Annotated in this window: 12 protein-coding genes and 1 pseudogene; 6 read left to right on the forward strand and 7 right to left on the reverse strand. The window is 63.2% G+C overall.

Going from position 1 to position 14,067, the window contains the following annotated elements:
• The first annotated feature begins 2 nt into the window (after positions 1-2).
• Complete coding sequence (locus HMPREF3087_RS07755) at positions 3-980, forward strand: ArsA family ATPase (RefSeq protein WP_070428703.1); 978 nt, start codon at positions 3-5, stop codon at positions 978-980.
• A 67-nt stretch (positions 981-1,047) separates the two neighbouring features.
• Here the strand turns inward: HMPREF3087_RS07755 and HMPREF3087_RS07760 are convergent, their stop codons facing one another.
• A complete protein-coding gene (locus tag HMPREF3087_RS07760) occupies positions 1,048-1,575 on the reverse strand; it encodes a PTS system mannose/fructose/sorbose family transporter subunit IID (protein ID WP_141738907.1) in 528 nt (175 codons plus the stop codon).
• Between HMPREF3087_RS07760 and HMPREF3087_RS07765 the strand changes: the two are divergent.
• Positions 1,571-1,951: pseudogene (locus tag HMPREF3087_RS07765) on the forward strand (dihydroxy-acid dehydratase); the annotation flags it as partial. The gene HMPREF3087_RS07760 and the pseudogene HMPREF3087_RS07765 sit on opposite strands and share 5 nt — an antisense overlap.
• A gap of 218 nt (positions 1,952-2,169) precedes the next feature.
• On the opposite strand, the gene HMPREF3087_RS07770 reads toward HMPREF3087_RS07765, so the two are convergent.
• The 6 genes from HMPREF3087_RS07770 to HMPREF3087_RS07795 all read right to left on the reverse strand — a co-directional run bounded on the left by HMPREF3087_RS07770 (position 2,170) and on the right by HMPREF3087_RS07795 (position 8,484).
• Positions 2,170-2,778, reverse strand: a complete 609-nt coding sequence (locus HMPREF3087_RS07770; protein WP_061943344.1) for a hypothetical protein — start codon at positions 2,776-2,778, stop codon at positions 2,170-2,172.
• 13 nt (positions 2,779-2,791) lie between these two features.
• Positions 2,792-3,352: a hypothetical protein gene (locus HMPREF3087_RS07775; protein ID WP_070428705.1), complete on the reverse strand. Its 561-nt coding sequence runs from the start codon at positions 3,350-3,352 to the stop codon at positions 2,792-2,794.
• Positions 3,349-3,567, reverse strand: coding sequence for a helix-turn-helix transcriptional regulator (locus HMPREF3087_RS07780; RefSeq protein WP_061943338.1), 219 nt, complete (start codon positions 3,565-3,567; stop codon positions 3,349-3,351). Before HMPREF3087_RS07780 ends, HMPREF3087_RS07775 begins: the two co-directional genes overlap by 4 nt.
• Positions 3,568-3,747: 180 nt before the next feature.
• On the reverse strand, positions 3,748-5,538 hold the full coding sequence (locus HMPREF3087_RS07785; RefSeq protein ID WP_070428706.1) for an ABC transporter ATP-binding protein: 1,791 nt from the start codon (positions 5,536-5,538) through the stop codon (positions 3,748-3,750).
• Positions 5,535-7,265 carry an ABC transporter ATP-binding protein gene (locus HMPREF3087_RS07790; RefSeq protein WP_070428707.1) on the reverse strand — a complete coding sequence of 577 codons (1,731 nt, stop codon included), beginning with the start codon at positions 7,263-7,265 and terminating at the stop codon, positions 5,535-5,537. Before HMPREF3087_RS07790 ends, HMPREF3087_RS07785 begins: the two co-directional genes overlap by 4 nt.
• Positions 7,266-7,275: 10 nt before the next feature.
• A complete protein-coding gene (locus HMPREF3087_RS07795; protein WP_070428708.1) occupies positions 7,276-8,484 on the reverse strand; it encodes a methyltransferase domain-containing protein in 1,209 nt (402 codons plus the stop codon).
• A gap of 66 nt (positions 8,485-8,550) precedes the next feature.
• On the opposite strand from HMPREF3087_RS07795, the gene HMPREF3087_RS07800 reads away from it, so the two are divergent.
• From HMPREF3087_RS07800 to ilvC, 4 genes are all read left to right on the forward strand, one after another.
• Positions 8,551-9,903, forward strand: a complete 1,353-nt coding sequence (locus tag HMPREF3087_RS07800) for an MFS transporter (protein WP_070428709.1) — start codon at positions 8,551-8,553, stop codon at positions 9,901-9,903.
• 211 nt (positions 9,904-10,114) lie between these two features.
• Complete coding sequence (locus HMPREF3087_RS07805) at positions 10,115-11,935, forward strand: acetolactate synthase large subunit (protein ID WP_370919331.1); 1,821 nt, start codon at positions 10,115-10,117, stop codon at positions 11,933-11,935.
• Complete coding sequence (gene ilvN / locus HMPREF3087_RS07810) at positions 11,932-12,441, forward strand: acetolactate synthase small subunit (RefSeq protein ID WP_070428711.1); 510 nt, start codon at positions 11,932-11,934, stop codon at positions 12,439-12,441. Before HMPREF3087_RS07805 ends, ilvN begins: the two co-directional genes overlap by 4 nt.
• 182 nt (positions 12,442-12,623) lie before the next feature.
• On the forward strand, positions 12,624-13,655 hold the full coding sequence (ilvC, locus tag HMPREF3087_RS07815; RefSeq protein WP_070428712.1) for a ketol-acid reductoisomerase: 1,032 nt from the start codon (positions 12,624-12,626) through the stop codon (positions 13,653-13,655).
• The last annotated feature ends 412 nt before the right edge of the window (positions 13,656-14,067 follow it).

Here is a 14,067-nt window from a genome sequence, read left to right on the forward strand (position 1 = left end):
GCATGACCTTGCGTGAACTCGTGTCTACGCGGCGGGTGCTCTTCTTCGGAGGCAAGGGCGGCGTGGGCAAGACGACGTGCGCCGCGACGGTCGCTCTTGACCAGGCTCGAGGTGGCCGCCGGGTGCTGCTCGTGTCGACCGACCCGGCGCACAACCTGGGCCACCTGTTCGGACGGACAATAGGCGGTTCGCCGGTGGGGTTGGCAGACAACCTCGATGCCCTCGAAATCGATCCCGAGCGTGCCGCGAAGGAACACATCGAGGCGATCGGCGAACACCTGTACGGACTCGTCGCTGATGGAATGCGCGGTGAGGTGACGCGCTACCTGCGAGCAGCGGCGGCCGCGCCCGGTTCGCACGAGGCCGCGCTGCTCGAGCGTGTCGCAAAACTCACGCGGGACGGCCTGGAGCGCTACGACCTCATCGTCTTCGATACCGCGCCGAGTGGCCACACGTCGCGGCTGTTGTCCCTGCCCGTGGCAATGGCGCAGTGGACGGATGCCTTGCTGGAGAATCGTCAGCGATCCGACAAATTCGGTCGGGCGGTGCGTGCCATGGGTGGCAATCCAATGACCGGCGACGAGGGGAGCCCGAAGGCACGTCGCGAGCGGCGCATCCGCCACTTGCTGTACGAACGGCGCGAGCTGTTGTCGTCCCTGCGGACCACCTTGCAGGACGAGGCGGTCACGGGGTTCGTCGTGGCGCTCGCCGCAGAACGTCTTCCCGTGCTCGAGACGATCGAGCTGCGCGATCAGCTCGCGGAATCGCACGTAGGAGTGCTGGCATACGTCGTGAACAAGCGCTCGCCCGCCGGTGCTGGGGAGCTCCTCGAGGCGCGACGCGCGATGGAGGAGCAGTGGGTGTCCCACCTGCGCGCCGAGGTGGGTGCGGATGCCGTTATTGCGCAGACTCCGCTCCTGCCGGCCGAACCCGTGGGGCTGGACGCCCTCGCGGAGTTCGGCGAGCTGCTCTTTGCCTAACTCTCGCCCGTACATTGAGGGTGTGTGCCGCAACGTGAGGGTGTAGATTCTTACCTGGGGTACGGAGTCAGTCCTCGTCGGGAATGTCGGCCGGGTCAGGTTCCTGGGTCTTGGTGCGGCGCACGGAGATGATCGCCCACACGATCGGAATGAGGGCGACAGCACCTCCGCTGAACAGCCCGCGGGACAGAGGTGTGGTGCCGTCGCGGCTGAAGTTGTCGGCAAGACCCTGAGTGATATCGGGTACAGGGATGACGGGCTGTCCGGTGGTCAAGTGGAACACGATTCCGAACAACAGTGCGGCAACCATGACGCCCATAATCACGTGGGGCCACACCAGCTGGCCCAAGGTGCCCTTGGACAGCAGCTTGTCGACCTGGACACCGTGACGTTCGGCGTAGAAGTAGATGGCAAACGACGGAATCGACGAAAGGACCAGCAGGACGGCGGCCCAGACTCCGTTGCCGGTCAGTGCGAGTCCGGCGGCAACCGCGCTTGACGTGTAGACGCTGACGATGGCGCCAAACGACGTTGCCTGCAGCAGAATGCGGGCTTCGCGTTCATCGCCCATGGTTGCGGAGTCATAGCCCATCATCCGCTACGAAGGCCCCAAGGGCGGTCCGGGTATGCGAGAAATGCTCGCCATCACGGGTGCGATCAAGGGTGCCGGAATCGGCAAGGACGTTCTGCTCATCACCGATGGTCGCTTCTCGGGCGGTTCGACGGGTCTGTGCATCGGCCACGTCGCTCCGGAAGCCGTTGACGGCGGACCGATCGCCTTTGTCGAAGACGGCGACAAGATCACCGTTGACATCGCCGCTCGTTCGATCGACCTGCACGTTGATCAGGCCGAGCTTGACCGTCGTCGCGAAAACTGGACGCTGCCGGAGAACCCGCGTCTGCACGGCACGCTGGGCAAGTACGCCAAGCTGGTCCGCTCAGCCGCAGTCGGAGCCGTCACCACCGACTGAATCCGCTAGGTAGTGCCGAACGACCCGCTGAGTGTGCGGATCTGATTTGGTTTGCGAGGCAGACGAAAGGCGGGGCCTGCTGCAGTGCAGGCCCCGCCTTTCTGTGTGCTGGGAGGCAGCCTCCGCCTCGTCCGCCGTTGTGGGCAAGTGCCGGGGCCACCAACGGATCCGTAGGTGTCCCCGGCATCTGCTTGTGTCAGCGATTGTGACCCGGGCCGTCAGTCCTCATCCGGGATGTCGGCGGCGTCGCGGCGGTCGCGCTTGGACAGGAACGCGGGGCGCAGCACCAGGAGGAGCACTGCGGTCAGCCCTACGCCTGCGGCAAGTCCTATGAGCAGCGTCTGGGCAGTTCCCGCGCGGTCCTCCGAGGCGGTCTGCGCGACATCTGCCGTGGTCGGTCCCACGACCTCAACGAACGGGCCGCCGGTGAACAGTGCCCACATGGCGCCGAACACCATGGCGGCAACGATTGCGAGTCCGATGAGGCTGGGCACGATCTTCTGCGTGCGCGTCGCCCGAGCGTACGGGTCTCCGTAGGGGACGCCGTGTGCCTTCATGTAGGCGATGACGGCCACCGCGGGGACGCCGGTCGCGAACAGTGCGACCACTGCCCAGAACACCAGACCGCACAGCGCTAGCAGCGCTGCCAGGGCGATGCCCGCGTAGATGCCCATGTGCGCGGCGAACGTGTTGGCCCTCAGGTAGATGTCGCGCTGGCGCTCGTCGCCCATGCCGGTGAGGCCGAAGACTGCGTCGATGTTCTTAGTGGGAGATGGGGCTGCCGAGGCGCCGCCCGCCTCCCGCTGGAAATTCTGCGAGGTAGTCATGACATACCTTCTTTCAGTCTTCGTCGGGAATGTCGGCAGGGTCGGGTTTCTGGGTCTTGGTTCGACGCACAGAGATGATCGCCCAGACGATCGGGATGAGCGCGACAATACCGCCTCCGATCAACCCACGGGAGAGGGGTGCGGTATGGCCGTTGCTCATATTGTCGGCAAGGCCCTGCGAAACATCGGTCACGGGGATGACGGGCTGTCCGGTGGTCAGGTGGAACGCAATTCCGAACAGCAGTGCGGCAACCATGAGGCCCATAATCATGTGGGGCCACACCAGCTGGCCCAAGGTGCCCTTGGACAGCAGCTTGTCGACATCAACACCGTGACGTCCAGCGTAGAAGTAGATGGCAAACGACGGAATCGACGAAAGGACCAGCAGGACGGCGGCCCAGACTCCGTTGCCGGTCAGTGCGAGTCCGGCGGCAACCGCGCTTGACGTGTAGACGCTGACGATGGCGCCAAACGACGTTGCCTGCAGCAGAATGCGGGCTTCGCGTTCATCGCCCATGGTTGCGGAGTCATAGCCCATCATCCGGTCAATACGAGGTGTCGGGGAGTTCGTCATGAGTTGTCCTCCTGTGCGGTGGGAAAAAGATCTTCGACTGTGCTGTTCAGCAGCTGTGCGATTGACAGTGCTAGGTAGACGCTGGGGTTGTAGTCGCCGCGTTCAATCGAAATGATCGTCTGCCGCGACACACCCGCCTTTGCAGCCAGCTGAGCCTGTGTGAGTTCGGCAAGCAGTCTGGCGCTTTTCACTTTCGGCTTGGGGTGTGTGCTCATCTGTCCTCATGTCTAGTTTGTTTGACACAAGGTTAAGGAAACTAGACATAGCATGTCAATCAAGCCTGACATAAAGGCAAGAATCTTTGACATTGAGGGTCTATGCAAGCGTCCCGAACCACAGCGGAAGACCAGTGACGCGCGCCCGGACCTGGCACCTCGTCAGCCCAAGCGGGAGCTCTACAGGAGTGAGTCTTTCCAAGCAGCGTGAAGATGAGCGAAGCGTCCCTCGCCGGCAATGAGCTCGGCGGGAGTGCCGTCTTCGACAATCCGGCCGGCATCCATGACAAGAACACGGTCGGCGATTTCGACCGTCGACAGGCGGTGGGCAATGATGACCGCTGTCCGGCCGGCGAGGATCGTCTCGAGTGCCCGCTGCACCAACTTCTCTGATGGCACATCCAGGTGAGCCGTGGCCTCGTCAAGAACGAGCACTGCAGGGTCGGCCAAGAACACGCGCGCAAAGCTCACCAGCTGACGCTGCCCGGAGCTCAAACGCCCGCCGCGTTTGCGCACATCCGTGTCATAGCCATCCGGCAGACTCTCAATGAATTCGTCCACACCGACGGCGCGTGCGGCCGCGCGGACTTCGTCATCAGACGCATCGGGGCGGCCGATCCGAATATTGTCGGCAATCGTTCCGCCGAACAGGAACGATTCCTGCGTGACCATGACAACGGCTTTGCGCAGATCAGCATCCGCAATGTCTCGCAGGTCCACTCCATCGAGTTTCACCGCGCCTTCCAGCGGATCGTAGAAGCGGGTCAGCAGCTTCACCAGCGTTGACTTGCCAGCACCTGTTGCGCCCACGAGTGCGACCGTCTGCCCGGCCGGCAAGCGCAGATCAAAGCGGGGGAGCACATCCTGTCCGTCCCCGTACGCAAAGCGAACGGCATCGAAGACCACCTCGCCGTCGGCCTCGACTGCCTGGGGAGAGGCGGGATCAGTGATGGTGGGTTCGACCTCGAGAACGGCCGTGATCTTCTCAAGTGCAGCCTGCGCCGACTGGTACATGTTGAATGTCTGCACGAGCTCATCAAGTGGGGCGTAGAAGCGGCGCACATAGAGGACGAACGCGGCGAGCACACCCACTTGCGTGTGCCCGCTGATCACAAGCCACGCGCCCAGGAGGATGATCGCGAACTGCGAAAGGTTGCCGATCAGCCGGGTCAGCCCGGCAAAAGTTGCCACTCCTCGCAGAGCGTCGGTGTTCGCCTTGCGGTAATCGTCATCGTGGGCAGACAGACTGGATTTGCGCTGCGGCTGCCGGCGGAAAGTCTGAACAGCGCGGATGCCGCCCATGGACTCCGTGAAGTCGATGATCACCTTGGCAATCGACGTGCGCGTCCGCCGGTAGGCTGCGCGCTGTGAGCGCTGAGCCGCACGGGTGACGAAGTACAGCGGGATGAAGCCGGCGAAGGTGACCAAGGCCAGCGGGATGTCGAGGAAGATGAGAATCGCTGCGATGACCGCCATCTGCACGACCCCGGAAATCGCTGAGATGAGCGAATAGCCGAGGAACTCCTGCACCGACTCCATGTCCGATGACTGCCGGGACACCAGCCGGCCTGAGCTCTGCTTTTCGTGATAGGCGATGTCGAGTTTCTGCACGTGGTCGAACAGGCGACCGCGCAGAGTCACCATGATCTTCTGGCTGACGATCCCAATGCCTCGGGTAGCTGCCCAGGAGGCAGACGCACCAAGAACCACAAACGTCGCGAACAGGCCCACATTAGTCCACAGGGGGCCGAAATCGCCGTTCGTCGCGGCGGGCAGACCGTGGTCGAGGGCGCGGGCAATGAACACCGGGCCGAGCGTGCCGGCCGTGGCGAAGAACAGGACCAGCAGGGTCAGCACGATGAGGATCCCGCGGTAGGGCCGGACCAGCTGCAGGAGGAGCGCGCGAGAGCGTTTCGAAATGCCCTCCGGAAGGGCATCAATGTCCGAGGTGGAGGTCACGGTGTCGCTCATGCCTGCGCCCCCATGAGGTTGCGGTAGGTGGTCGAGTTGGCCGTGAGTTCGCGGTGGGTGCCGGTTTCGACGACCGTGCCGCCGTCCAGCACAGCGACCCTGTCCGCGAGCAGGGCGGTCGACGGGCGGTGGGCCACGACAATTGTTGTGGAGTCCGGCAGCACCTCGGCCAGAGCGCGCTGCACACGGTCTTCCGTGTCGACGTCAACGGCTGAAAGCGGGTCGTCCATCACAAGCACGCGCGGCTTGCCGATGATGGCCCGCGCCAGGGCCACACGCTGGCGCTGACCGCCGGAGAGGCTCAGCCCCTGTTCGCCGACCTGCGTTTCCAGGCCGTCGGGAAGTGCCTGCACAAAGTCCCACGCGGCGGCAATGCGCAGCGCCTGCTCGATTTCGTCCTCACTGGCTCCGGGTGCGCCCATTTCGACGTTCGCCCGGATGGTGTCAGAGAACAGAATGGGGTCTTCAAAGGCGAACGACACCAGGCCCCGCAGGGCGTTGAGCGGGATGTCGCGGATGTCCCGGCCGTCAATCGTGATGGCACCGGAGGTGACATCGTGAAGGCGCGGGATGAGTGAGACAATCGTCGACTTACCCGATCCCGTGGGCCCCACGAGCGCCAGAGTTTCACCGGGTTCAACGGTGAGGTTCACATCGTGCAGCAGCGGGCGCTCGCCATCGTCGAAGGTGAATCCGACGCGTGTAAACTCCAGTCTTCCCTCAGCGGACGGCACGGCGGCTGCATCGTCGATTCCGCCCGCGGGGTCTTCGATGCCGATGTCTTCATCGAGCACTTCCCAATACCGCTGTGCGGCGGTGATGCTGATGAGGAAGTCGGCCAGCAGGAAGCCGAGCATTTCAATGGGCATCCGCAGAATCCACGTGATTGTCAGCGCAGCAACCACCTGGCCGATGGTCACCCAGCCCTCAAGGACACCCCACGCGCCCAGGCCCAGCATGACGACCTGCGCGGCCGCCGGCAACATCTGCATCGAGGCCCACATCCAGGAATCGAGCTTTGCCAGGCGCACCTCGTAGCCGGCCAGACGGTGGGAGAGTTCAGAAAACCTCTGCGATGCCCACGATGACCGCCCGAAAGAGCGCAGAATCCGAATGCCGAGAATCGACTCTTCGACGCTTGTGGTGATTTCGCCCATCGTGTCCTGAGATGCGCGCGACGTCCGCCGATACCGGCCCTCCAAAAGAGCGACAGAACCCGTCAGGGGAATGGCCATGCCGATCACAGTGAGCCCGAACAGCGGGTGAATGAGCCACAGCATGACGGTGCCGATGACGATCGTCACTGGAGTGACCAACATGAACGGCCCGCCGAAGGCAAAGAACCGCCGCAGCTGCGACATGTCCTGCGTGGCACGCGACAGCAGCTGGCCCGAATCCCACGCGTCGTGTCTGCCGACCCGCAGGTACAGAAGGCGGGAGAACAGCCGACCGCGCCACGTGACTTCCCATTCCGAAACCACCCCGGCAACCAGCCGGCGGCGCGCCCACAGGGCAGACGCCTCGGCGATTCCGACCGCCAGAATCGCGGCGGCAGGCCACCACAGGCCGGCGGGGTCGCGGTGGGCGATCGGGCCGTCGATGATGTGGCCGGTGAGCATCGGGGTGGCCAGTGAAATTGCGTTGGCAATGAGCGTGAGCACCATGACCAGGGAGTACACCCATATACGGGCGCGGATGTCTGGCCAGAAACGCAGGAGTGCTCGCATTTGATTCAGCTTATAGGCGCTTCAGCCTGGTGAGAACCTCTGCGTGGGGTGAATGCGGGAACATGTCGACTATTCGGACAATTTCGGCCCTGTAGCCGGGCATGTGCTTAAGGTCCGCTGCCAGGGTGCGCGGGTTGCAACTGGAGTAGATGACGGTTGCAATTCCTGACTTTTCAATCCACTGGCTCATGGGTTTGCCGAGCCCACGCCGGGGCGGATTGACGATGAGCAGATCGGCCGGCTCGCTCTGCTCGCGAGCCCACGTGAACGCGTCTTCCGCTGTGAACTCGACGCGGCCCTCGACTTCCGGGTGCTCACTCACGAGGTGCCTGGCGGCTTCCTGGGCCCGCTCGACTGCTTCTGGGTTGAGTTCGGCGGCGTGGATACGGACCTGCGGTGAGGCGAGTGCCGCGTGGAGGGCAAAACCGCCGACACCGCAGTAGAGGTCCCACACGGTGAGGGGAGTGGCGGGAGTGGTTGCTGCTTGGTGGGCGGCGGCGTGTGCTTCTGCGGCGTCGGCAATCCATTGGCGGACCGTCCGGTAGAGCTCGCCGGCAACAGCTGTGTTCGTCTGGAGGAAGGACTGCGGGCCGGGCAGGAGCGTGACATCGCCCTGAGTGACCGGCAGGGAGCGCTCGCCGTGCAGGTGGATTTCTGTTGGGCCTTCGATGATGGCCGTGTGCTCAGGATTGATGTTTGCGCTGATGAGCGTGATGCCGGGAACGGCTTCCAGTAGGCGGGGAAGCTTTTCCTGCAGACGCGGCAGGGCGCTTTCGGTGCGCAGGACGAAGCGGATCGCCAGCTTGCCATCATCGCCTTCTGTCACGATGACGTATTTGAGTTCGCCCTTGCGCGCACGCACTCGGTAGGGAGGGATCTGTGCGGCTTTGATGATTGCTGGGATTGCATCCAGAGCGCGGTGGATGACGGGGGAGTAGAGCGGGCAGTCAGATAGGTCGATGCCGGCGAAGTCCTCGTCGAGAATGCCGAGTGTGGGTTCGTTGACGGTGCCGCCGACGGCCATTTTCGCGGTGTTGCGGAAACCGGAATCCGCGCTGGTAATGGGGTCTGCGAAAACCGCGTCGGGGCTCCTGTCGGCCAGGGCGTGTTCGATGTTCGCGGCAAGTTCGCGTTCAATGCGTGTCAGCCGCTGGTCGGTTGGGACCTCGATAAGCGAGCAGGTCCGGCAGCGGTCGGCAGCGTAGTGGGCGCAGAACATACAGCAATCCTAGGCGCTGTGTCAGACCCTGCTGTTAGTGTTCGAACATCCGAAAGGAAGAGCGCTATGACACCCACGCCGCGGAAAACGGACGACTCCAAACGCCGCCTGTCCATACTTGTGGCTGCCTTCGGCGCGATCGTCGAATGGTTCGACTTCTCCGTGTTCTTCTATGTGTCCGTCAATTTGGCGCGTGTGTATTTTCCGGGGCAGGAAAACTCGCTGCTGCTGACTTTGGGAGTTGGCGCGGCAGGCTTCTTCTTCCGACCGCTGGGTGCCATGGTCTTCGGACATTTGGGCGACAGGGTCGGCAGGCGTGCAGCGCTTGTGGTTTCAGCGGTTCTCATGGCGGTGGCCATGTTCGGAATCGCCATTACGCCCGGCTATGAACAGATCGGCATATGGGGCGGAGTCATCATGATTTCGCTGCGCTGCCTGGCGGGCTTTTCTGTCGGTGCCGAATACACCGGCATCATGGTCTTCCTCATGGAAACTGCCAAGGAAGGTCGTCGTGGTTTGGCCGCCAGCTGGGCGGCTGCGAACTCTGAGGTCGGTGCGCTCTTGGCCGTGGGCTCCGGTGCGCTGCTGGCCAATCTGCTGACCCCAGACCAGATGGACTCCTGGGGCTGGCGCGTGTTGTTCATCATCGGCGGTGTTCTGGCGGCTGTGATGATTCCGCTGCGCAAACACCTGGAAGAAACCGACACCTTCAAGAAGGCCCAGGACAGCGGAGCCAACTCGGGCTCACCGCTGCTCGACGTTCTGCGCCGTCACCCTAAGGCCGTCATCGTGGCGTTCCTGGTGTCGTCGGTCGGATCTGTGTCGTATTTCCTCAACATCACCTACGTGCCCACGTTCCTCGAAACCGTTGTCGAAATGGACGGTGCTGGTTCGCTGGCGTTCGGCGCGATTGCCGGCGTGGCTGCCATCATCGTCACACCCCTGATCGGACTGGCCTCTGACAAGTTCGGCAGGCGGACCATGTTCGCGGCTCTCAGTGCGGTTCTGGTGTTGACAACAATTCCCGCATACGCGCTGCTGTCCCACGCCAACCCGACAACCGCAGCGACTGCCGCCGCGTTCCTCGCGGTTCCCGCTGCCGGATGGTCGGCGGTTGCTGCGGCCGCGATACCCGAACAGTTCACTGCCATCGGCCGCTTTTCCGGTATGGCGATCGGCTTCAATACGGCCACCGTGGCCTTTGGAGGGCTGTCGCCGATCATTGCCGCCAGCCTCGTTCAGGCCACCGGATGGAACCTTGCTCCGGCCGGCTACGCCACTGCCATCGTGTTGGTCGCCGGGATTCCGGCACTGCTGCTCATGCGCGAACGCGGCCACGCACCCTTGGTGGACATCGATGCGGACACCGACCTTCCACCTCGTGTCTCAGAAAGTGGACGAATCGTATCCGCAAATTGACATTGCCCACGTGGCCTAGTTCACTAGGTCACATGTTCACCGACGTCATTGTCCTTATTAGCAGGCGCGCGAGGTAATCCCTCCCAGCGTTCGCTTGGACGATCATCGCGCGCCCCTCCAGGATCTGGCAGGGGCTTTTTTTATTGGTGATCACCAGGGCGAAGACAATACACAGGTACACGCAGAGGAGTTCACCGTGGCATCAAAGCCCGTGCCGGCGCCATCGCCATCGCGCCAGGCTCAACAGCCCGCCAAAAGAGGGCGGACTGCCCCCGAGGTCCTGACGGGCGCACAGGCCATCATTCGCAGCCTTGAGCTGATGGGCGTCGACACCGTATTCGGACTGCCGGGCGGAACCATCCTCCCGACTTACGACCCGCTGATGGATGCAGAATCCATCAACCACGTCCTCGTCCGCCACGAACAGGGAGCCGGGCACGCGGCAACAGGCTACGCGGCTGCCACAGGGAAGGTCGGCGTATGCATGGCGACCTCCGGTCCCGGTGCGACGAACCTCGTCACCCCGATTGCCGATGCTCACATGGACTCCGTGCCGCTCGTGGCGATCACCGGCCAGCAGTCCTCCAAGATGCTCGGCACCGACGCATTCCAGGAAGCGGACATCGTGGGCATGACAATGCCCGTCACCAAGCACTCGTTCCTGGTGACCCGGGTTGAAGACATCCCGCAGGCAATCATGTCGGCGTTCCACATCGCCTCGACCGGCCGCCCCGGCCCCGTTCTGGTGGACGTGACAAAGGACGCCCAGCAGGCTGAGGCTCCGTTCATCTGGCCGGAAGCTCCCAGCCTGCCCGGCTACCGTCCCGTCGCCAAGCCGCACAACAAGCAGATTCGCGAAGCCGCGCAGCTGATCGCGCAGGCCAAGAAGCCGGTGTTCTACATCGGCGGCGGTGTCATCCGCTCCGGTGCTTCCGCTGAGCTGCTGCGCTTGGCCGAAGCAACGAAGATTCCGGTGGCCACGACGCTTATGGCCCGCGGCGCGTTCCCAGACTCCCACCCGCAGCACGTGGGCATGCCCGGCATGCACGGCAATGTGTCAGCTGTTGCCGCATTCCAGAAGTCGGACCTGCTCATTGCGATCGGTGCGCGCTTCGATGACCGCGTTACGGGTGACCTCGCGTCATTCGCCCCGTACGCAAAGGTCATCCACGCCGACATCGACCCGGCTGAAATCGGCAAGAACCGTGCGGTCGATGTGCCGATCGTCGGCGACGCCCGCGAAGTGCTGAGCTCGCTGCTGAATGAGCTGCGCGAATCGCACTCGGCGGCACTCGAAAACGAACGCCCCGCCTGGTGGGCGAAGCTCAACGGGTGGAAAGAGACGTACCCGCTGGGCTATGAAGCCAACGATGTCGGACTGTGCGATCCGCAGTACGTCATCAAGCGCATCTCTGCGCTGACAGGACCCGAAGGGGTTTTCGCCGCAGGTGTTGGACAGCACCAGATGTGGGCGAGCCAGTTCGTGAAATACGAACGCCCCAATTCGTGGCTCAACTCAGGAGGGCTCGGCACCATGGGCTACTCCGTTCCGGCCGCCATGGGTGCAAAGGTCGGCGAACCCGATCGCACCGTGTGGGCCATCGACGGCGACGGCTGCTTCCAGATGACAAACCAGGAACTGGCCACGTGCGTCATCTCGAACATCCCGATCAAGGTGGCGATCATCAACAACTCGTCACTCGGCATGGTCCGCCAGTGGCAGACCCTGTTCTACGACGGCCGCTATTCGCACTCCAACCTCGACACCGGTCACGGTTCGAGGAGGGTGCCGGACTTCGTGAAACTCGCCGAAGCCTACGGCTGTGTGGGCATGCGGGTTGAGCGCAATGAAGACGTCGATGCTGCAATCGCCAAGGCGCTGGAAATCAATGACCGTCCCGTGGTCATAGATTTCACGGTCCCGGCTGAGGCAATGGTGTGGCCCATGGTGCCCGCCGGTGTCAGCAACGACCAGATTGAGTACGCGCAGAACCTGCGTCCCGAATTCGAAGAGGAAGAGGAAGAGCTGTGAGCCGTCATACTCTGTCAGTCCTGCTGGAGAACAAGCCCGGCGCGCTCACCCGCCTGACCGGCCTCATCGCACGTCGCGGGTTCAACATCGATTCGCTCGCGGTGGGCACCACCGAAGTCGAGGAGATCTCGCGCCTGACGATGGTCGTTGACGTTGAAGATGTGCCGCTGGAGCAGGTCACTAAACAGCTGAACAAGCTGGTCAACGTCATCAAGGTCGTTGAACTCGAACCGGCGAACTCGGTTGAGCGCGGCCACGTGATCTTCAAGGTGGCGGCCGATTCCGTCACCCGCGGACAGATTGCCGATGCCTGCGAACTGTTCCGCGTGCGCATCATCGATGTCGCACCGGATGCGGTGAGTGTTGAAGCCACTGGCGAAGAGTCCAAGCTGGAGGCACTGCGGGCCGTGCTCGAACCGTTCGGCATCCGCGAAATCGTCCAGTCCGGGCTGCTGGCCATCAGCCGCGGCTCACGGTCGATCTCGGATCGGTCCACCTGGGGGTAACCGGCTGGCCCGAGCCCTCGGGAACACAAGTTCCCGAGCGGTTCCGGGCCGGCGCCTCGGCCTTTATCTCACAGTGTGCACGCTCAATTCGCAGTGAGCCGGCACACTCCTATAATCTCGAAACGACACCCAACATCTGAGACGCACCATTCGGTGGGCGATCTCAAAGGAAGGAAAATCCCATGGCAGCAGAGCGCTACTACGACGACAATGCCGACCTCGGCGTCATCCAGGGCAAGAAAGTCGCCGTCATCGGCTTCGGATCGCAGGGCCACGCACACGCGCTGAGCCTGCGCGACTCCGGCGTCGACGTGCGCATCGGTCTGAAGGAAGGCTCCAAGAGCCGCGACAAGGCCGAAGCAGAAGGCCTCAAGGTCGGCACGCCCGCTGAAGTGTCCGAATGGGCAGACGTCATTGTGATCCTCGCACCCGACCAGGTGCAGGCAGACATCTACAACGCTGAAATCGCCGACAAGCTCACCGAAGGCAAGACGCTCGTGTTCTCGCACGGCTTCAACATCCGCTTCGACTACATCGAAGCCCCGCAGGGTGTTGACGTCATCATGGTCGCCCCCAAGGGCCCCGGCCACGTTGTGCGCCGCGAATACGTTGACGGCCGCGGCGTTCCGGTGCTCGTCGCCGTTGAGGTCGACGCATCCGGTAAGGCATGGGACACCGTCCTGTCCTACGCCAAGGCGATCGGCGGTCTGCGCGCCGGCGGCATCAAGACCACCTTCACGGAAGAAACCGAAACCGACCTGTTCGGTGAACAGGCTGTTCTCTGCGGTGGTGTTTCCCACCTCGTGCAGGCAGGCTTCGAGGTTCTCACCGAAGCCGGCTACCAGCCTGAAATCGCCTACTTCGAGGTTCTGCACGAGCTCAAGCTGATCGTCGACCTCATGGTCGAAGGCGGCATCGCCAAGCAGCGCTGGTCCTGCTCCGACACCGCCGAATACGGCGACTACGTGTCCGGTCCGCGCGTCATCACCCCGCAGGTGAAGGAAGACATGAAGGCTGTCCTCGCCGACATTCAGGACGGCAGCTTCGCCAAGCGCTTCATGGACGACCAGAAGAACGGTGCGAAGGAATTCAACGAACTGCGCGCCAAGGAAGAACAGCACCCCATCGAAGCCACCGGCCGCGAACTGCGCAAGATGTTCGCATGGCTCAAGGACACCGAAGACGACTACACCGAAGGCACCGCCGCTCGCTGATCGTCGACTGTGTTGTCGGTCTGAAGCGTCGGCGCGCGTTGATGACTGAAAGCGTCGCTGGTCGCTGAGCCCGTTGGCTGACTGACCTTCCGCTGACAACGGCCGAGGTGGAACTCCCCAGAGGAGTTCCACCTCGGCCGTTTTGTGGGGTGCAGCGGCTGTTTTGTGGGGTGGGGTGCAGCTGGTTCTTGCGGGTAAAACTCCCTGTAGCCGGAATCTGCGCCTTAGCCGCAACGAGACACCCGTTAGCCGGGATCTGCGCTTTGGCCGCTACTGCTAACGGGAGTTTTTGTTGCTAAAGCGTGGGCGGATGCAGAAAAGGTGACGAGGTGCCGGCTGACGGGCCGAGGTGCCGAGCGGCTGGCTGGGCCGAGGTGCCGGCGGGCTGAGGGGCCGCCGCGCCGGGCTGCCG

This window comes from Brevibacterium sp. HMSC22B09, assembly GCF_001806795.1.
GTDB classification, from domain to species: domain Bacteria; phylum Actinomycetota; class Actinomycetes; order Actinomycetales; family Brevibacteriaceae; genus Brevibacterium; species Brevibacterium ravenspurgense.